This is a genomic window from Rhizobacter koreensis (assembly GCF_013366375.1).
Classification (GTDB): Bacteria; Pseudomonadota; Gammaproteobacteria; order Burkholderiales; family Burkholderiaceae_C; genus Schlegelella_A; species Schlegelella_A koreensis.
Window position 1 is genome coordinate 272,198 of sequence record NZ_JABWMJ010000007.1, and the last position, 17,134, is coordinate 289,331.

Consider the following 17,134-nt stretch of genomic DNA (forward strand, 5'->3'; position numbering starts at 1 on the left):
TGTCAGCGCGCCAGCGCCGCCCGTGCCGCCCGGGTCCCGGCGATCCGGCCGAACGCCGTGCCGATGCTCATGCCGACCCCGGCCGTGTAGCCCTTGCCGAGCACGTTGCCGGCCATCATCTCGCCGGCGACGAAGAGGTTCGGGCTCGGCTTGCCGCCGAAGCGCACCGCCGCGGTGTCGTCGACCTCGAGCCCGAGATAGGTGAAGGTGATGCCGGGGCGCAAGGGATACGCGACGAAGGGCGGCGTGTCGAGCGGCAGCGCCCAGTGCGTCTTCGGCGGCGCCAGCCCTTCGGTGTGACAGTCGTCGAGCGTGGTGTGGTCGAAGCGGCCGACGCGGCACGCCCCGTTGTAGTCGGCGACGGTGCGCAGGAACACGGTCTCGTCGAGACCGACCGCGCGCGCGAGCTCGCCGAGCGAGTCTGCGCGAGTGCCCGGAAACACCGGCGGCATGAAGCGGCCGATCGCCTTCTGGTCGATGATCGAATGCGCGATCTGCCCCGGCTGCTGGGCCACCAGGCGGCCCCAGATCGCGTAGCGCTTGGGCCAGAAGTCCTCGCCCTCGTCGTAGAAGCGCTCGGCGTCGCGGTTGACGACGATGCCGAGCGAGACGCAGTCGATGCGGGTGCAGATGCCGCCGTCGTAGAGCGGTGCGCGCGCGTCGATCGCGACGCAGTGCGATTGCGACGGGTCGCCGATCGTGTCGGCGCCGGCGTCGATCAGGTGGCGCAGCAGCACGCCCTGGTTGAAGCGGGTGCCGCGGATCAGGAAGTTGTCGGCCGGCCACTCGCCGCGTTCGTTCTGCCCCCAGGCCTCGCGCAGCCACGCGAGGTTCGATTCGAATCCGCCGGCCGCGAGCACGCAGCTCTTGGCGGTGAAGCGCCGCTCGCCCGAGCGCGCGGCGACGAAGCGGTCGCCGTCGAGCTCGATCGCATCGACCGGCGTCTCGTACTGCACCTCGACGCCGAGCCGCTCGGCGCTGCGGTAGTAGGCGTTGACGAGGGCGCGGCCGCCGCCCATGAAGAAGGCGTTGGTGCGCGCGACGTGCAGCGCGCCCGAGAGCGGCGGCTGGAAGTGCACGCCGTGGCTGCGCATCCAGTCGCGGCAGTTCGACGACGCACGGATGACGAGCCGCGCCAGCTTCTCGTTGGTCTGACCGCCGGTCACCTTGAGCAGGTCCTGCCAGTACTCCTCTTCGGAATAGGCGTCGACCAGCACGTCCTGCGGCGCGTCGTGCATGCAGCGGAGGTTGCGCGTGTGCTGCGAATTGCCGCCGCGCCAGGCCTTCGGCGCCGCCTCGAGCAGCCGCACGCTGGCACCGGCCTCGCACGCCATCAGCGCGGCGCACAAGGCGGCGTTGCCGCCGCCGATCACGAGGACGTCGGGGTGGGGGTTCACGAGAGCGGGGCGGTGTCGGCTCGCATCATAGAAAGCTCTGCTCGCGGCACTGACGAGGGCATGTAGCCGATCGCCTTCGCCACCACGACGACGATGTGGGCCGGGGTCGCGAGCAGGCCGACCGGTACGAAATCGCGACATGCGGCGCGTCGCCGGGCGCGGCAGGCGAGCGGTGCGCCGAGCCGCTCGGGCTCCCGTGAGACCCTGCTGCGCCCGACGTTGTCGATGATGCCGCCCGGCGCGTGGGGAACGACGAGCTCGACGACGCACGCGGGCCACGTGGCACGCGCGCGGCCCGGGCGCACGGCGAGACCGGCGCCTGGGTGGCGCGCAGCAGGGTGCGGCGGGTCGATGTCATGGCGATGCAGGTGCGGCGGCAGCGACTGCCGTCAGCCGCCCGCCGGCGCACAGGGTAGCCGCTTGCCGCGCGCGCGCTCGCTCGCGGCGTGATCGGGCAACGGTCGCGCGGGTGAACCCGGAGCGCACCATCAAACGATCGTCGTCACTCCGCCGCGGGCACCCCGAATGCTGCGGCGCCCTGCAGCGAAGGGGTCAGCGTGGATCGAACGGACGTGGTGGTGGTGGGCGGCGGGCCGGCCGGGCTGATCGGCGCGACCTATCTCGCCCGCTTCTGCCGCAGCGTGCGCGTCGTCGATGCCGGCCGCAGCCGCGCCGCGAAGATCCCGCGTTCGCACAACTACCCGGGCTTTGCCGACGGCATCGCGGGCGCCGACCTGCTGGCCAGCCTGCGCGCGCAGGTCGAGCGCTATGCGATCGCGACGTCGGTGGGCGAGGTCGAGCGCATCGAGCCTGAAGGCGACGGCTTCGTCGTCACCTGGGTCGACGGCGCGCTGCGCGCCCGCGCCGTGCTGCTCGCCACCGGCGCCAGCGACATCGAGCCGCCGCTGCCGTACGCCGCCGAGGCGCTGCGCGACGGCGCGCTGCGCTATTGCCCGGTGTGCGACGGGTTCGAGGTGGTCGGGCAGGCAGTCGGCGTGATCGGCGACGGGCGCCCGGCGGTCAACGAGGCGCTCTACCTGCGCGACTTCACCGACCGCCTCACGGTCTTCATGGCGGCAGGCGCCGCGGGCATCGGCGACGACGATCGGCGCCGCCTCGCCGCGGCCGGCATCGGCTGGGTCGCCGAGCCGGTGCGGAGCCTGCGCCTCTGGGAGCAGCGCGTCACGGTATGCCACGGCGACGCCGAGACGGTCTGCGACTCGGTGTACTCGGCGTTCGGCATGCGGGTGCACGCCGATCTCGCCGTCCGGCTGGGCGCAGAGGTCGACGCCGCCGGCTACCTGGCGACCGATCGCCACCAGCAGACCAGCGTGCCCGGGCTCTACGCGGCCGGCGACGTCGCGTCGGGTCTCAACCAGATCTCGGTCGCGAGCGGCGGTGCTGCGATCGCGGCAGCGGCGATCCACCAGGCGTTGCGCAAGCCCGCATAGCCGAGAAGGGCGCGAGCGCAGCGACGGCCTGCGCAGGGCTAGTCGGGGAACTGCCAGGTGGGCGGGCCCAGCGCCCCCGGGGCGCCGCCGGCGGCATCGGCCGCGGCGCCGCTGGGCAGCGAGGGGCTGACCGGGCCATCGGTGGACAGCGCCTCGCGCACGTGCTGCGGCGACTCGAGCCCCGGACCTTCGAGGGCGCGGATGCGGATCACCGGCGGGTTCGCGAGCACGTTGCCGAAGATCGTCGCGAACGCGACATCGGCGGCATCGCGTCCCGTCCCGATGCGGATGAAGCCCATCGGAACACCGGTGCCGGACGCGTCGAACAGGTACCAGCGGTCGCCGAGATAGACCTCGACGTAGGCGTGGAAGTCGGGCGGACCGAGCGCCGGATCGGCGCCGTAATCGGTGCCGGTGGCGATGCGCGCGGGGATGTTGAGGGCGCGGCAGAGCGCGATCATCAGGTGCGTGAAGTCGCGGCACACGCCGACCCGCTCGACCAGCGTGTCGATCGCCGAGGTTGAGGAGTTCGTGGTGTTCGACGTGAACGTGACGTGGCGTTGCACCCAGTGCTGGATCGCGAGGACACGGCTGTAGCCGGGCCAGAGGCCGCCGAACTCGTCGAACGCCAGCTTGAGCAGCCGGTCGGACTGGCAGTAGCGGCTCGGATAGATGTACGGGATGACCTCGGGCGGCAGGTGCCGCACCGGTACCTCGCCCAGCGTGTCGGGCTCGGCGCGATGGTGGTGCAGCGTCAGCGTGGCCGCGTATGCAACCTGCAGCGGCCCGGCCTCGGCGTGCAGCCGCATGAAGCGGGTGCCGGTCAGCGGGTCGTCGGCGACGTCCGGCGTGATCGGCTGGCTGAGCAGCAGGCGCTCGGCGTCGATGACCTGATGCGCGGTCGGCGCCGCTTGCACGTTGAACACGAAGTCCGCGCCGCGTGCATCGCGCACCTGATAGTTGAGCTCGAGCTCGAGTTCCAGACGAATCATGATGTTCCCGGGAGTCATCGGGCGGGTGGCAAGCCACGCTCCATGCGCGTTGGCGACATGTGGTCGTGGTGCGCCGTTGGCGCCGGGTATCCGAGGCCGACCCGCGGGCGGGCCGGTGCGGTTGCCTGGGCCCGGCGCGCGTCGGCAGTGCCGACCACCCTGCCGCTAGGCGGCCTTGCGCCCGCTCTTCTTCGCGACCGTCTTCGCGGCAGACGTCGCGCCAGCGCCCCTGGCGGTCTTCGCTCCCGACTTCTTCGCAGCAGCCTTTTTCGCGGGCGCGATCGCGGCAGACGCCTTTTTCGCAGCCACTTTCCTGACCGGCGCCTTCTTCGTCGGCGCCTTGTTCGTGGGCGGGTTCTCGGCCGTTGCCTTGGCCGGTGCCTTCTTGGCAGCCGCCTTCTTCGCGGCCGGCGTCTTCGCCGGCGCCTCACTTGCCGCCCCGCCCGACCCCGGCGCCCGCGCCGGACCCGCGCGGCCGGCCTTCTTCGCCGCTGCCGTGCCCTCGGCGGCGCCCGCCGGCTCGCCCGGCGTCGCCGTACCGAGCGACTTGCGAAGCAGCGCAACCAGGTCGATCACCTGCCCGCCGCCCTCGCCGTCGTCGTCGGGGTCCTCGAGCGACTCGAGCGAGATCACGCCCTGGCCGGACTTGGCCTTGCCTTCGGCGAACTTGCGCAGCTCCCCGGCCTCGAGATCTTCCATTTCCGCCGGATCGAGCGCGTCCTCGGCAAGTGCGTCGATCGCCTTGCCGAGCTCGCGAACCAGCGACGCGGGGGCGTCGACGGGCGCCGGCAGGCCGATCGTCTCGGGCGTTCGCACCTCGTCGGCGTAGCGCAGCACCTCGGCGCGCAGCATGCCGTTCTCGGCCAGGATCGCGACCAGGTACTCGTGGCTGCGCATCACGAAACTGCCGATGCCGGCCTTGCCGGCGCGCTCCATGGTCTGCGCGAGCAGCGCGTACGCCTTGCCGGCGCGCTCGTCGGGCGCCAGAAAGTACGGCCGATCGAAGAACGACGGCGGGATCGCGTCGAGCGGCACGAAACTCCTGAGCTCGATGTCGCGCGACTTCTCGGGCGCCGCGGACTCGAACTCCTCGTCGGTGATGACGACCATCTTGCCGGACTCGGTCTCGTAACCGCGCACCAGCTCGTCGTTGCCGAGCACCTTGTCGTGCTTGGGGCAGTAGTAGCGCCGGCCGAGCGCATGCCCCTCGGCATCGACCAGCTTCATCGACTTGCGGCGCGGGCGTGCCGCCGCGAGCAGGTCGACCGGAATACTGACCAGGCCGAACGTGATGGTGCCCGACCAGAATGGTCGGACCGGTGCGGCGGCAGCCTTCGCGTCAGGCAACCTTCTTCCCCTGCGTCGCGGCGAGGCTGGCGCGCAGGCTCGCCGCCAGGTCGTCGGTCGCCGGCTTCGGCTCGGCCTTCACGACGCGCAGCTTGGTGCCCTTGGCCTTGGCATCGATCAGCTGTTTGAGGCGTTCGCGCGACTCGTTGCGCCATTGCTCGGGCTCGAACGCGCCGGTGATCGAATCGATCAGCTGCTCGGCGAGCTTGATCTCGGCATCGGACGGCGTGCGTGCCTTGTCGGGCCGCACGAACGGCACCGCGAGCACCTGCTCGGCGCGCCGCAGCGTCGTCATCTGCAGGTAACCGCCGCTGACCGCGAGAGCGCCGAGGTAGCGCTTGTCGCGCATCACCCAGCGCGCGATCGCGACACGCTCGTTTCCGCCCAGCGCCTTGGCGAGCGCGAAGTACGCACCGTCGTCGCCGTCGGGCCCGAGGTAGTACGGACGGTCGAGCCACTGGTCGCCGAGCACCGCGCGCGGCACGACGCGCAGCAGGCAGATCGCGCGGCCGGCGTCGGGCTCGAGGGCCTCGAGCTCGTCGGGCTCGAGGATCACGGCCGTGCCGTCGTCGACCGGAAACGCCTTGCGCTGCGCCTCCCTCGGCACCTCCTGGCCGTTGTCCTTGCGCACGATGCGCTGCTCGACCGGCGTGAGGTCCTGGTCGTGCAGCAGGTGGAAATGCACCGCCTGGTCCTGGACCGCCGAATAGAGCTTGACCGGCACCTCGTGCTTGCCGATCACGACGCGGCCCTTCCACATCGCGCGGGCGCTCACGAGGCGTCCCTTTCAGTCGATGGTGCGGCGGCGTCGGCAGGCATGCCGCCGATTGTGCGAGGTTTCGGCGATCGCGACAGACGCAAACCCCGATGCACGACGCGCGCTGCGACGCTAAGGTGCGGGGCGCATCGCTGCCCGCGATTCGTCGCACCTCGACCAGGAACAGTCATGAAGAGACCGCTCGCCACCCTGCTGCTCGCCTTTGCCGCTGCGCTCGGCGCACAGGCCCAGACGTGGCCCGACCATCCGGTGACGCTGGTGGTTCCGTTCCCGCCCGGCGGCTCGACCGATCAGGTTGCCCGTGCGATCGCGCCCAAGCTCGGCGAGCGACTCGGCCAGACCTTCGTGATAGAGAACCGCGCGGGCGCCACCGGCACCATCGGCGCGAGCCAGGTGCGCCGCGCGCCACCCGACGGCTACACGTTTCTCGTCACCTCGCTCGGGCCACTGGTGATCGCCCCGCACCTCATCAAGCCGATGCCGTACGACGCGCTCAAGGACTTCGACTACATCACGGTTGCGGTGCAGGCGCCGAACGTGCTGGTCGTACCTGCGGCGTCGCCGCACAAGACGCTGGCCGACGTCGTCGCGTACGGCAAGGCCAACCCCGGCAAGATGAGCTTCGCGTCCTCGGGCAACGGCTCGAGCGACCACCTCACGGCCGCGCTGTTCTGGCAGCAGACCGGCACCAGCGGCTCCCACATTCCGTACAAGGGAGGCGCACCGGCGATCAGCGACCTGCTCGGCGGCCAGGTCGACGCGTCGTTCCAGAACGTCAATGCGGTGCTGCAGCACGTGCGGGCCGGCAAGCTGCGCGCGATCGCGGTGACGGGCGACAAGCGCTCGCCGGTGCTGCCCGAGGTTCCGACCATGGCCGAGGCCGGCGTCAAGGGCGTCGACGTCTACTCGTGGCAGGCGATCGCCGCGCCGCGGGGTCTGCCCGCCGACACGCGCAACAAGTTCCACGCCGCAGCCGTCGCCGCGCTCAACGATCCGCAGGTGAAGCAGCAGTTCGTCGGTCTGGGCTTCGAGATCGTCGGCAACACGCCGGCGCAGTTCACCGCGTTCCAGCAGGCCGAGTTCGCGCGCTGGAAGAAGGTGATCGAGACCGGCAAGATCACGGTGGACTGAGGCGGGTGGCGCACGCCGCGGCGAGCGGCGGCGGTGCTCGCACCGGCTCGTCCGCCGCGCCGCTGTCGTCGGCGCTCAGGTCACCGGCGCCGGATTGAACAGCACCAGCGCGTTGGCGAGCTTCAGGCGCTCGGCGTGGGTCTGGCGCCGCCCGCTCGCGACGTCGAGCATCAGGCGGAACAGCTCCCAGCCGACGTCGGCGATGCTCGCCTCGCCGGTCGCGATGCGGCCGGCGTCGACGTCCATCAGGTCGTGCCAGCGCCGCGCCAGGTCGCTGCGCGTCGCGACCTTGATCACCGGCACCTGCGCCAGACCATACGGCGTGCCGCGGCCGGTGGTGAAGACGTGCAGGTTCATGCCGGCGGCAAGCTGCAGGGTGCCGCAGACGAAGTCGCTCGCCGGCGTCGCGGCATAGATCAGGCCCTTGCTCGAGAGCTTCTCGCCGGGCGCCAGCACGCCCGCGATCGGCGCGCTCCCCGACTTCACGATCGACCCCATCGCCTTCTCGACGATGTTCGAAAGGCCCCCCTTCTTGTTGCCGGGCGTGGTGTTGGCGCTGCGGTCGACGCGGCCCCGGCCGAGGTAGGCGTCGTACCACGCCATCTCGCGGATCATCGCTTCGGCGATCTCGGGCGTCGCGGCGCGCGCGGTGAGCTGGTCGATGCCGTCGCGCACCTCGGTGACCTCGGAGAACATCACGGTCGCGCCGGCCCGCACCAGCAGGTCGGTGCAATAGCCGACCGCGGGGTTGGCGGTCACGCCCGAGAACGCGTCGCTGCCGCCGCACTGCACCCCGACCACGAGCTCGGACGCCGGCACCGTTTCGCGGCGCCGGTCGTTGAGGCGCTCGAGGTGCAGCAGCGCTGCGTCCATGATCGAGTCGATCATCGACTCGAAGCCGACGTGCTGCTCGTCCTGCAGGCAGACCACGTCGAGACCCGCTTCGGCGGTGACGCCGATGTCGGCGACGTTGCGCTCGTCGACGAGGGCGATGCTGCCGGGCGGCAGCAGGCGCTCGGGCTGCAGCTTCTCGCAGCCGAGGCTCACCACCATCACCTCGCCGCCGAAGTTCGGGTTGAGGCTGATGTTGCGCAGCGTGCGGATCGGAATCACCGCATCGGGCGCGTCGATCGCGACGCCGCAGCCGTAGCCGTGCTCGAGCGCGACCACGTCGTCGACGTTCGGAAAGCGCGGCAGCAGCTCGGCCTTGATGCGCCTCACGGCGAAGTCGACCACCCCGGCGACGCACTGCACGGTCTCGGTGATCGCGAGGATGTTGCGGGTGCCGACCGACCCGTCGGGGTTGCGGTAGCCCTCGAACGTGTAGCCCTCGAGCGGCGGCTGCGGCTCGGGCCGCACCGTCGCGATCGGCAGGCTGTCGTCGAGCGCGCGCGCCGCAGGCATCTCGAGCAGGCGCTCGTGGACCCAGCTGCCCGCGGGGATCGCCTTCATCGCATAGCCGATCGGCACGTCGTAACGGCGAACCGCGTCGCCGGCCGCGAGGTCGACCAGCGCGACCTTGTGGCCCTGCGGCACGTGGTCGCGCAGCACCAGCCCGGACGGCAACGTCGTGCCGGCGGCAAGGCCGCCGTCGTTGGCGACGATCGCGACGTTGTCGCGCTCGTGCATGGCGATCACGACCGGCGTCTTGGCCGGCGCGCGCGTCGGGCCTTCGGGCGAGAGCTGGGGCGGATGGCCGCCCGCCGGGGCGTTGCCGGTCTGCAGCATCGGGATTCCTGTCAGTGCCGGTCCGGCGCGTGGCCGGCAGCGCGGGAGCGCGGCCGTCGAATGCAAGGCGTCACGGCTGCACCTTGCCTTCCTTGACGACCTTCTGCCACTTGGCCAGCTCGTTGCGGTTGAACTCGGCGAACTGCACCGGCGTGTTGGGGCTGTGCTCGACGCCGAGCTGCTCCATGCGCGCCTTGATGTCGGGCTGGGCGACGATGCGCTCGAGCTCGGCGTTGAGCTGCTGCACGATCGCCGAGGGCGTTCCGGCGCGCACGTAGAACGCCTGCCAGCTCGCCACGTCGAAGCCCGGGATGCCCGCCTCCTGCAGCGTCGGCACGTTCGGCAGCGCGGGGCTGCGGCGCGCCGAGGTGACCGCCAGCGCGCGCACCTTGCCCGAGGCGATGTGCGGCGCCGCCACCGTCACGGTCTCGAAGCTCATCGGCACCTGCCCGCCCATCACGTCCTGGATGGCCGGCGCGCTGCCCTTGTACGGCACGTGCGTCATGTCGACGCCGGCGAGCAGCTTGAAGGTCTCGCCCGACATGTGCTGCGAGGTGCCCTGCCCTGCCGACGCGAAGCTCACCGCCCCCGGCTTCGCCTTGGCGGCCGCGATGATGTCGCGCACCGACTTGTACGGCGACTCGGCGCCGACCAGCACGACGTTCGAGATGCCGCCGATCAGGAACACCGGCGCGAAGTCCTTCAGCGCGTCGTACGGCATCTTCGGCATCAGTGCCGGGTTGATCGCGTGGGTCGCGATCGTGCCGAGCAGCAGCGTGTAGCCGTCGGCCGGCGCCTTGGCCACCGTGTCGGCGCCGATCACGCCACCGGCGCCGGCCTTGTTCTCGATGATCACGGTCTGCTTGAGCGACGCCTGCAGCTTGTCGCCGAACGCACGCGCGAGGATGTCGCTGGTGCCGCCGGCGGCGAACGGCACCACGATGCGGATCGGCTTCGACGGCCAGGCGTCCTGCGCCAGCACCGCACCGGGCAGCAGGCCGGCTGCCACGGCGAGTCCGGCGGCGACGAGGCGACGGCGCGGCCGCGACGCGGCGTGCGCAACGACGGGCGCGTGGGGACTGACGACGTTCATCGGAATGCTCCAGGAGGGGTTGACCGCCGCGGGTCGCGGCCGATGGCGGGCGTCAGGGTAACCCGCGGGCTCGCCGTCGGGCCAGCGCCACGGGTAAACACGAGACACGGCGCAGGTCGGCCGGCGGCGGCTCCGCGGTCGTGGTGGACCCGCGCGAACTCACGGCGCGGCGACCCGCGCGGCGCCCGCTCGCGCCCACACCAGCAGCAGGTTGTTGGCGGGCATCGCCACGCGCTCGCGCAGCACGAGCCCGGCGCCCGCTGCTTCCTCGGCCACCGTGTCGAGGCGGCGCAAGCCCCAGCCCGGATGGCGCGAGCGCAGATCGGCGTCGAACGCCAGGTTCGACGGCGCGGTGGGGACGTCGGCCTCGACATACGGGCCGTAGGTGACGAGCACGCCGTCGGTCGCGAGGTGGCGGGCGGCGCCGTGCAGCAGACCGACGCAGCACGTCCACGGCGCGATGTGAATCAGGTTGGCGCAGAAGATCGCGTCCAGCCCGGTCGGCACGCCCGGCCAGCCGGGCTGGCTCACGTCCAGCTCCAGCGGCGGCTCGACCCGTTCGAGCCCGGCGCACCAGGCGCGGATCGACGCCAATGCCGCTGGGTCGACGTCGCTCGTCAGCCAGCGCCAACCCGGCAGGCCCGCGCTGCACCAGGCCGCGTGCTCGCCGGTTCCGCTCGCCACCTCGAGCAGCGTGCCGCGCGCCGGCAGCACGCGCTGCAACTCGGCGAGGATGGGCGCGCGGTTGCGCGCCGCGGCCGGGCTGTGGCGGCGCAGGTCGCTCATGGCGCGACGCCGTCCCCGCTCGCGCGGCGCAAGGCCGCGGCGGCACCGTCGCGCGCTCACGCCGCCTCCCGCACCGTCGGCAGCGGCTTGCTGAGGAAGCGCGAACCGGCGAGCACGAAGCGCCACGGCAGCTCGCGTGACTTGCTGATGCCGATCCGCACGCCGGCCGCGACCTCGACCGGCTGCTCCGGCGCGACGAGACGAAAAGGCGGCCGATCGAGCCGCATGCCGTTGAAACCATGGTCGATGGCGAGCGCCTGGCACAGGCGCCCGGGCCCCGAGCAGAGCAGCCTTTCGTCGTCGACGCCGCGGCGAGCGCGCATCGTCTCGAGCCCGACGATCGGCTCGACGGCGCGGATCAGCACCCCGGCGCCGTGACCCGCCGGCATGCAGACGAAGTTGAGGCACCAGTGGATGCCGTACGAGCGATAGACGTAGGCGCGGCCCGGCGGTCCGAACATCGCGGCGTTGCGCGCGGTGTGGCCGGCGTAGCTGTGCGACGCCGGATCGGCCTGGTCGTAGGCCTCGGTCTCGACGATGCGGCCGCCGACGCCGTCGACGAACACGCCGACGCCGATCAGCGCGCGCGCGACGTCGATGGAGGAGCGCTCGAAGTCGATCGGCATGGCGCCGAGGATAAGGGGGCCCGCACCGCGCCCTGCGCAACCGTGCGTGTGCAACGCGCGGAATCCCGATACGCTCACGCGCCGGTTCGGCGGCCCGGGCGACACGCCCTGCAAGCGAACGCCGAGCCCGCGGCCGCAGCGCGCATTGACGCCGAGTTCGCGCGCTCGGAGCGCCCCATTCATCACCCGCCAGCCATTCGACCGGCCCGAGCTTCACAACGAGGAGTGCCATGACTACGTTCCGCCGCCGCCTGCTCACCGCTTCAGCCGCCGCCCTGCTCGTGCTCACGGGCTGCGCGCAGCCCGCCGCCAAACCCTTCGAGCCGACGGTCGGCCAGGCAGGCAAGGACGTGATCTGGGTGCCGACTCCCGACGCCGTGGTCGAACGGATGCTCGAGCTGGCGCAGGTGAAGAGCGGCGATCGTGTCGTCGACCTCGGTTCCGGCGACGGCAAGATCGCCATCGCGGCCGCCAAGCGTGGTGCCCGCGCGCGCGGCATCGAGTTCAACCCCGACATGGTCGCGCTCTCCAAGCGCAACGCGCAGGCGCAGGGCGTGCAGGTCGACTTCCGGCAGGGCGACATCTTCGCCAGCGACTTCTCCGACGCCGACGTGATCACGCTCTACCTGCTGCCGCACCTCAACGAGAAACTGCGCCCGATCCTGCTCGACATGAAGCCGGGCACGCGCGTCACCTCGCACCAGTTCCAGATGGGCGACTGGAAGCCCGATCGGACCGACGACCTCGAGGGCCGCCAGGCGCACCTGTGGATCGTGCCGGCCAAGGTGGCGGGTCGATGGAGCGTGCGCGTCGACGGCCAGCCCGAGCTCGCGGTGCACCTCGTCCAGCGCTACCAGGCGCTCGAGGGCCACCTCGAGCGCGGCGGCAGCCAGGTACCGCTGCAGGACGCCCGGGTCGAAGGCCCGCGCGTCTCGTTCGCCGTGCCGCAGGACGGGGGAACGGCGCGCTTCCAGGGCAGCACCGGGCATGGCGGGCCGATGGAAGGCACCGTCACGCTGGCCGACGGCACGCAGAAGCGCTTCATCGCGACGCGGCCCTGAGCGGCTGCTCCGGCGCGGAGCGCTGGGCCTGCCCGGTCGCCGCGGTCTCACGGACGCCCAGCGCCGCCGGCGCCGCTGGCGCCGCCCAGCGCCGGGCTCTGGTTCAGGCCGCCGCGGCTGCCGGCTCGAGGTAGGGCGCGATGTTGCGCATCGTCCGCGCGACGGTCTCGTCCTTCTCGCCCACCGGCGCGACGTAGTGGATCGCATCGCGGGCCGCGGCGACGCCTTCGAGACGCGCGATCACCCACGCCGCGAGGTACTGCGACGCCAGGCAGCCGCCCGACGTCGCGACGTTGCCGTTGGCGAAGAACGGCTGGTTCAGCACCGCGATCCCGGCCTCCTCGACCCAGGGCTTCGTCGTGAGGTCGGTGCACGCGGCGACGCCGTCGAGCAGCCCCAGCTTCGCGAGCACCAGCGTGCCGGAGCACTGCGCGCCGATCAGCTGGCGCGCCGGGTCGAGCCGCAGCTGTGCCATCAGCGCCGGGCTCGCGACCACCTCGCGCGTCTGCATGCCGCTGCCGACCAGCACCGCGTCGGCTTCAATCGCGTCGTGCAGCGAGGCCTGCGCTTCGATCACGACGCCGTTCATCGAGCGCACACGCGACGTCGGGCTCGCGATCGAGACACGCCAGCCCGGCTTCTTCACGCGGTTGAGGATGCCGAGCGCGATCAGCGAATCGAGCTCGTTGAAGCCGTCGAAGGTCAGGATGGCGATGTGCATGGTCGGAGGGTCGGGTCGGGCAGCAGGCGACGCGTGGCCGCGGCGGAAGTTAGATCGGCACGGTGCGCGCACTCAGCGCTCGTCGCGCAGCTCGGCGAAGCGCCTTTCGGATTCGATTCTCATCTCCTTGCGGACGATCGCGGCCGCGTGCCGGCGCCGCTCGTCCGGCGAGAACGGGCGCAGCGCCGGAACCGGCACCGGCTTGCCCTCGTCGTCGACCGCGACCATCGTGAAGAAGCAGCTGTTGACGTGCCGCGAACGCTGCGTCCGGATGTCCTCGGCGATGACCTTGATGCCGACCTCCATCGACGAGGTTCCGGTGTGGTTCACCGACGCGAGCAGGGTAACGAGCTCGCCGACGTGGACCGGCTGTCTGAACGTCACCTGGTCGACGCTGAGCGTCACCACGTAGCGCCCGGCGTAGCGGCTCGCGCACGCATAGGCGACCTGATCGAGCAGCTTGAGAAGCGTCCCGCCGTGCACCTTGCCGGCGAAGTTGGCGGTGTCGGGCGTCATCAGCACCGTCATGGCCAATTGGTGAGCGGGTAACTCCATCGCGACCTCCTGATGCGTGCGCCGGTCGATTGTCCGATGCCGGCTAGCCGCGAGGCTTCCAGAAGCGCTCCATCTCCAGATAGGTGAACGACGCCGACCAGGTGATCAGCACCAGCCCGACCAGCGACTCGGTGCCTGCGAGCAGCCGTACCGGGCCGCTCGGAACCATGTCGCCGTAGCCCACCGTGCTGAAGGTGATCGCCGAGAAGTAGACCGCATCGAGCAGAGGATGCGCGCGGCCCGTCAGCGCTCCGCACGCCGGCCACTCGAGCAGCCCCCAGAACGCGATACCGAAGATCCAGATCTCGGCCACGTGCAGGAAGAGCAACGAAACGATGGCGTAGAACACCTTCATGCGCTGGTCGCGAACCCGCACCGCGAGCCGCCGCGACAGGCCGAGCAGCCCCTCGTAGTGGGTCAGGATGCAGAGCGCGACGGCAAGCCCGGTGGTGGCAGCCACGGCCAGGTTCGCGATCCAGTCCTCGTACATGCGTGCAGGCGGAACGAATCAGGTGACGCCGGTGCCCGGCCGTTGCGAGTATGAGGCCACGCCTCGTTCAAGAGGCCAACCGCTCGCAGCGCATGGGCCGCATCGCTGCGACGTCTTTGCCGCGGTCGGCGCTCACGATGCGGCGCAGGGCTGCTCCGTCGCGGGTGCGCACTGCCGGCCTGCACGGTGAGGATGCCGTCGTCCGGAACCTTCGAGCCGGTGCGGCTCACGGCGTCGAGGTCGACGCCTCGGGTCGTCTCCGGGCGAATGGAACCTCGGATGCCGCCGCCCGCAGGCCGCGTGCGATGCCGGCAAGGCAACATCGCCGACCAACTGCGTCACGCGATGTCCGCCGAAGCCCTGCTCCTCGCCGCGCTGCGCCGCGCGCCGCGGCGTTACGCCCTGCCCGCCCTGCCCGCGAGCGTGGAGGAGGCCGCGGCCGAAGGGCCGGCGAGCGCGCTCGCGTTCTCGATCGAGCACGCGCGGGAGGCGCTCGCACGCGGTGCGACGCCCGCGGCCGAGCTGGGCCATGCGTTCACGGCGGCGCTCGACGCGCTGATCCGAAGCGCGCTGCAGCCCGGCACCGGCGACGCCGCGTTCCAGGCCGCGGTGCTGCAGGTGCGAGCGCCGGAGGTCGGCACCCATGCGCGGCTCGCCGCCCGCCACGAGCGCGATCGCCGCGCCGCGCGCGCGGCGGTCGACGCGCTGGCGCACCCGGGCAAGCTGCGCGCGCTGCCGTCGGGCACCTGGCGCGACGGTCTGGCCGGCCTGCACGCGCTCGCCGCGCGTGACGACTGGCCTGCCGTCACGCGCGCGCTCGACGCCTTGCACGCCGACGCGACCGCGGTCGACGCGACGGCACTCGAGCGCGTCCGCGCGCACCCGGCGATCGCAAGGCTCGTGCGCGCCGCCGAGCTGGCGACCACGCCCGCGGTCCGGCACTACGAGTCGCTGCGTGGCGACGGCGGGCCGCGTGCGGGCAGCGCCGGAGCCGCATCGACGGGCAAGCAAGCCAAGCGCCGCGGCGCCGCGACGGAGGCCCGCACGCTGGCCGCGCTCGCCGCCGTCGCGACGCGGCTCGATGCGGCCGATCCCGTCGGCCCCCGGCACCGTGCGGTCGGCGGGCTGCTGGTGCCGAAGGGCTACCCCGGCGACCCGGTGCGCGCCAAGAACGAGTGGGACGCCGCCCTCGTGCGCGAAGCCGCGACCGCCGACCACGGCGAGCTTTGCCTGCTCGTCGAAGCGAAGGCGTCGCCCGAGGCCGCCCATGCCGACCTGCCGCGCCTGTGGCGCGGGCTGCGCCGCCTCGCGGAGGCCCGCGCAGGCAGCGTCTATCGCTTCCCGACGCGCGACGGCATGGTCGCACTCGACGGCGACTCGCTGCGACGGCTGCAGCCGCCGGCGTCGGCGCTGCCGCCGACGGTGTTCTATTGCTGCGACGCCCCGGCCGACCACCCGCAGCGCCTCGACGCGGCAAGCCGCGGCATGCTGCTCAGCGAGCCGGCGTGCCTGGCGTTCGCCGCCCGGCTGCTCGACGGCGCCCTGGCGTCCTCCGACGAACTGACGCCGGTGTGGCGCGATCTGCTGCAGGCACGGCGTCTCGTGGCGGTGCTGCACCAGCACGCCAACGCCCGCACCGTGCGCGAGGCGATGCTGCACCCCGACGATCTGCTCGCCGCGTCAGACGCGGAGGGCGCCGGCTGAGCGTTCCGGCGATGAATCGGCGCGCCGCCGGTGCGCGCGTACTGCGACTTGCCACACCGAGCGACGGCGCGAGCGCCGCCGCGTCCGATGCGTCGCGTCAGCCGGAGCCCCGGCCGCCCCTGGTGCCGCCGAGCGCCAGCCAGCATCCCAGCGCCAGCCCGCCGGCGAGCAGCGCGACGCCGCCCGCCGCCCCGCGCGATGCCGCGACCGACGGCGCGCGCAGGCCGCCGTCGACGCCGTGCCCGACGGACGGCGCGAACAGGTTGCCGGCGGTCGCCGCGGTCGGCGGACTCTTGCGCAGGCTCCGCCCGAGCAGCAGGCGCAGCATGCGGGCGGTCAGGTTCGGCGCGAGCGCGTGGGCGATGCGGCTCGGCCAGGCGCTGGCCCCGAGCGTGAGCGTCGGCCGCGGCTCGCGCGCGAGCCGCACGATCGCCCGCGCGACCTCGCGCGGGTCGAGCTTGGGGCCGCCCGGTTGTAGCTCGTGGCCGCTGTAGTTGGCCCCGTGCGAAAGGCCGGGCGTGTCGACCACCGTCGGGTAGACCGCGCAGACGTGCACGCCGGGAATGTCGGCGACCTCGGCGCGCAGCGCCTGCACGAAGCCGTGCAGCCCGAACTTGGACGCGGTGTACGCCGTCGCGTACGGCAGCGGCGTCCACGCGCCGACCGAGATCATCTGGATCAGCGTGCCGCGGCGCTGGTGGCGCAGATGCGGCAGCGCCGCGTGCGCACCGTTGAAGCCGCCGACCAGGTTGCTTTCGATCACGCGCCGGTGCGCATCGATCGGCGTTCGGTCGAAGCGGCCCACCGCTCCGGTGCCCACCATGTTGATCCAGACGTCGATGCGGCCGTGGCGCAGCACCGCGGTATCGGCGAGCGCGCGCACCGCGGCGGCGTCGGTGGCATCGGTCCGTACGACCGACGCCGAGGCGCCGAGCTCGCGGCACTCGCGCGCGACGTCCTCGAGCGCCTCGGCACTGCGCGCCGCGAGCACCACGTCGGCGCCGGCATGCGCGAACGCGTGTGCCGAGGCGCGGCCGATGCCGCTCGATGCGCCGAGGATCACGACGACCGGGCGGCGCTCGAACCTGGGTCGGATCCCGTTCCCCTTTGTCGATCCGGTATTCGCTCGGCTGCTCGTGCTGCCCATGGTGATGCCTCCGTGTTGCCAGAGACGATGCGGGAGCATCCGCTGTGCCCAGGGCACCGGCAAGGCACACCAAGAGGTGCGACCCGGCGCGGCGGTGCCGGCTGCGAGACGGCGTGGCGAACGCGTC

Annotated in this window: 16 protein-coding genes; 4 read left to right on the forward strand and 12 right to left on the reverse strand. The window is 72.3% G+C overall.

Annotation, left to right across the window (positions count from 1 at the left end; genetic code table 11):
* Positions 1-2 precede the first annotated feature (2 nt).
* Positions 3-1,397: an FAD-dependent tricarballylate dehydrogenase TcuA gene (gene tcuA / locus HQN59_RS16255; protein ID WP_342451225.1), complete on the reverse strand. Its 1,395-nt coding sequence runs from the start codon at positions 1,395-1,397 to the stop codon at positions 3-5.
* Positions 1,398-1,954: 557 nt separating this feature from the next.
* Here tcuA and HQN59_RS16260 point away from each other — a divergent pair.
* Positions 1,955-2,848, forward strand: coding sequence for an FAD-dependent oxidoreductase (locus HQN59_RS16260; protein ID WP_176070164.1), 894 nt, complete (start codon positions 1,955-1,957; stop codon positions 2,846-2,848).
* A 38-nt stretch (positions 2,849-2,886) separates the two neighbouring features.
* Here HQN59_RS16260 and HQN59_RS16265 read toward each other — a convergent pair whose 3' ends face one another.
* The 3 genes from HQN59_RS16265 to ku (HQN59_RS16275) all read right to left on the reverse strand — a co-directional run bounded on the left by HQN59_RS16265 (position 2,887) and on the right by ku (HQN59_RS16275) (position 5,962).
* Entirely contained in the window at positions 2,887-3,840 is a 954-nt protein-coding gene (locus HQN59_RS16265) for a transglutaminase-like domain-containing protein (protein ID WP_176070165.1), read from the reverse strand.
* A gap of 165 nt (positions 3,841-4,005) precedes the next feature.
* Positions 4,006-5,187 carry a non-homologous end joining protein Ku gene (gene ku / locus HQN59_RS16270; RefSeq protein WP_176070166.1) on the reverse strand — a complete coding sequence of 394 codons (1,182 nt, stop codon included), beginning with the start codon at positions 5,185-5,187 and terminating at the stop codon, positions 4,006-4,008.
* A complete protein-coding gene (gene ku, locus HQN59_RS16275) occupies positions 5,180-5,962 on the reverse strand; it encodes a non-homologous end joining protein Ku (RefSeq protein WP_176070167.1) in 783 nt (260 codons plus the stop codon). Before ku (HQN59_RS16275) ends, ku (HQN59_RS16270) begins: the two co-directional genes overlap by 8 nt.
* Before the next feature lie 171 nt (positions 5,963-6,133).
* Between ku (HQN59_RS16275) and HQN59_RS16280 the strand changes: the two genes are divergently transcribed.
* A complete protein-coding gene (locus HQN59_RS16280; RefSeq protein ID WP_176070168.1) occupies positions 6,134-7,096 on the forward strand; it encodes a Bug family tripartite tricarboxylate transporter substrate binding protein in 963 nt (320 codons plus the stop codon).
* Positions 7,097-7,171: 75 nt separating this feature from the next.
* Here the strand turns inward: HQN59_RS16280 and garD are convergent, their stop codons facing one another.
* The 4 genes from garD to HQN59_RS16300 all read right to left on the reverse strand — a co-directional run bounded on the left by garD (position 7,172) and on the right by HQN59_RS16300 (position 11,329).
* Positions 7,172-8,725 (reverse strand): galactarate dehydratase, encoded by a 1,554-nt coding sequence (garD, locus tag HQN59_RS16285; protein WP_246294970.1) that lies wholly within the window; start codon positions 8,723-8,725, stop codon positions 7,172-7,174.
* A gap of 169 nt (positions 8,726-8,894) precedes the next feature.
* Complete coding sequence (locus tag HQN59_RS16290; protein WP_176070170.1) at positions 8,895-9,917, reverse strand: tripartite tricarboxylate transporter substrate binding protein; 1,023 nt, start codon at positions 9,915-9,917, stop codon at positions 8,895-8,897.
* Between the two features lie 159 nt (positions 9,918-10,076).
* Positions 10,077-10,703, reverse strand: coding sequence for a DUF938 domain-containing protein (locus HQN59_RS16295; RefSeq protein WP_176070171.1), 627 nt, complete (start codon positions 10,701-10,703; stop codon positions 10,077-10,079).
* Between the two features lie 56 nt (positions 10,704-10,759).
* Complete coding sequence (locus HQN59_RS16300) at positions 10,760-11,329, reverse strand: DNA-3-methyladenine glycosylase (RefSeq protein WP_176070172.1); 570 nt, start codon at positions 11,327-11,329, stop codon at positions 10,760-10,762.
* A gap of 230 nt (positions 11,330-11,559) precedes the next feature.
* Between HQN59_RS16300 and HQN59_RS16305 the strand changes: the two genes are divergently transcribed.
* Positions 11,560-12,390 carry a class I SAM-dependent methyltransferase gene (locus HQN59_RS16305; protein WP_176070173.1) on the forward strand — a complete coding sequence of 277 codons (831 nt, stop codon included), beginning with the start codon at positions 11,560-11,562 and terminating at the stop codon, positions 12,388-12,390.
* A gap of 103 nt (positions 12,391-12,493) precedes the next feature.
* On the opposite strand, the gene HQN59_RS16310 is transcribed toward HQN59_RS16305, so the two are convergent.
* From HQN59_RS16310 to HQN59_RS16320, 3 genes are all read right to left on the reverse strand, one after another.
* A complete protein-coding gene (locus tag HQN59_RS16310) occupies positions 12,494-13,111 on the reverse strand; it encodes a DJ-1/PfpI family protein (RefSeq protein ID WP_176070174.1) in 618 nt (205 codons plus the stop codon).
* Between the two features lie 72 nt (positions 13,112-13,183).
* Positions 13,184-13,666 (reverse strand): acyl-CoA thioesterase, encoded by a 483-nt coding sequence (locus tag HQN59_RS16315; RefSeq protein WP_176070175.1) that lies wholly within the window; start codon positions 13,664-13,666, stop codon positions 13,184-13,186.
* 43 nt (positions 13,667-13,709) lie between these two features.
* Positions 13,710-14,156 carry a potassium channel family protein gene (locus HQN59_RS16320; protein WP_176070176.1) on the reverse strand — a complete coding sequence of 149 codons (447 nt, stop codon included), beginning with the start codon at positions 14,154-14,156 and terminating at the stop codon, positions 13,710-13,712.
* Between the two features lie 345 nt (positions 14,157-14,501).
* Between HQN59_RS16320 and HQN59_RS16325 the strand changes: the two genes are divergently transcribed.
* The gene (locus HQN59_RS16325) at positions 14,502-15,860 is read left to right on the forward strand and encodes a hypothetical protein (protein WP_176070177.1); all 1,359 of its coding nucleotides are present in this window, start codon (positions 14,502-14,504) and stop codon (positions 15,858-15,860) included.
* Between the two features lie 97 nt (positions 15,861-15,957).
* Here HQN59_RS16325 and HQN59_RS16330 read toward each other — a convergent pair whose 3' ends face one another.
* Positions 15,958-17,007: an SDR family oxidoreductase gene (locus HQN59_RS16330; RefSeq protein WP_176070178.1), complete on the reverse strand. Its 1,050-nt coding sequence runs from the start codon at positions 17,005-17,007 to the stop codon at positions 15,958-15,960.
* Positions 17,008-17,134 lie beyond the last annotated feature (127 nt).

Coding starts and splice junctions, on each gene's coding strand:
- HQN59_RS16330 (WP_176070178.1), bottom strand. CDS start 17,007: ATGGGCAGCACGAGCAGCCGAGCGAATACCGGATCGACAAAGGGGAAC.
- HQN59_RS16280 (WP_176070168.1), top strand. CDS start 6,134: ATGAAGAGACCGCTCGCCACCCTGCTGCTCGCCTTTGCCGCTGCGCTC.
- HQN59_RS16315 (WP_176070175.1), bottom strand. CDS start 13,666: ATGGAGTTACCCGCTCACCAATTGGCCATGACGGTGCTGATGACGCCC.
- HQN59_RS16265 (WP_176070165.1), bottom strand. CDS start 3,840: ATGATTCGTCTGGAACTCGAGCTCGAGCTCAACTATCAGGTGCGCGAT.
- HQN59_RS16305 (WP_176070173.1), top strand. CDS start 11,560: ATGACTACGTTCCGCCGCCGCCTGCTCACCGCTTCAGCCGCCGCCCTG.
- HQN59_RS16300 (WP_176070172.1), bottom strand. CDS start 11,329: ATGCCGATCGACTTCGAGCGCTCCTCCATCGACGTCGCGCGCGCGCTG.
- HQN59_RS16320 (WP_176070176.1), bottom strand. CDS start 14,156: ATGTACGAGGACTGGATCGCGAACCTGGCCGTGGCTGCCACCACCGGG.
- garD (WP_246294970.1), bottom strand. CDS start 8,725: ATGCACGAGCGCGACAACGTCGCGATCGTCGCCAACGACGGCGGCCTT.
- HQN59_RS16295 (WP_176070171.1), bottom strand. CDS start 10,703: ATGAGCGACCTGCGCCGCCACAGCCCGGCCGCGGCGCGCAACCGCGCG.
- HQN59_RS16290 (WP_176070170.1), bottom strand. CDS start 9,917: ATGAACGTCGTCAGTCCCCACGCGCCCGTCGTTGCGCACGCCGCGTCG.
- HQN59_RS16310 (WP_176070174.1), bottom strand. CDS start 13,111: ATGCACATCGCCATCCTGACCTTCGACGGCTTCAACGAGCTCGATTCG.
- HQN59_RS16325 (WP_176070177.1), top strand. CDS start 14,502: ATGTCCGCCGAAGCCCTGCTCCTCGCCGCGCTGCGCCGCGCGCCGCGG.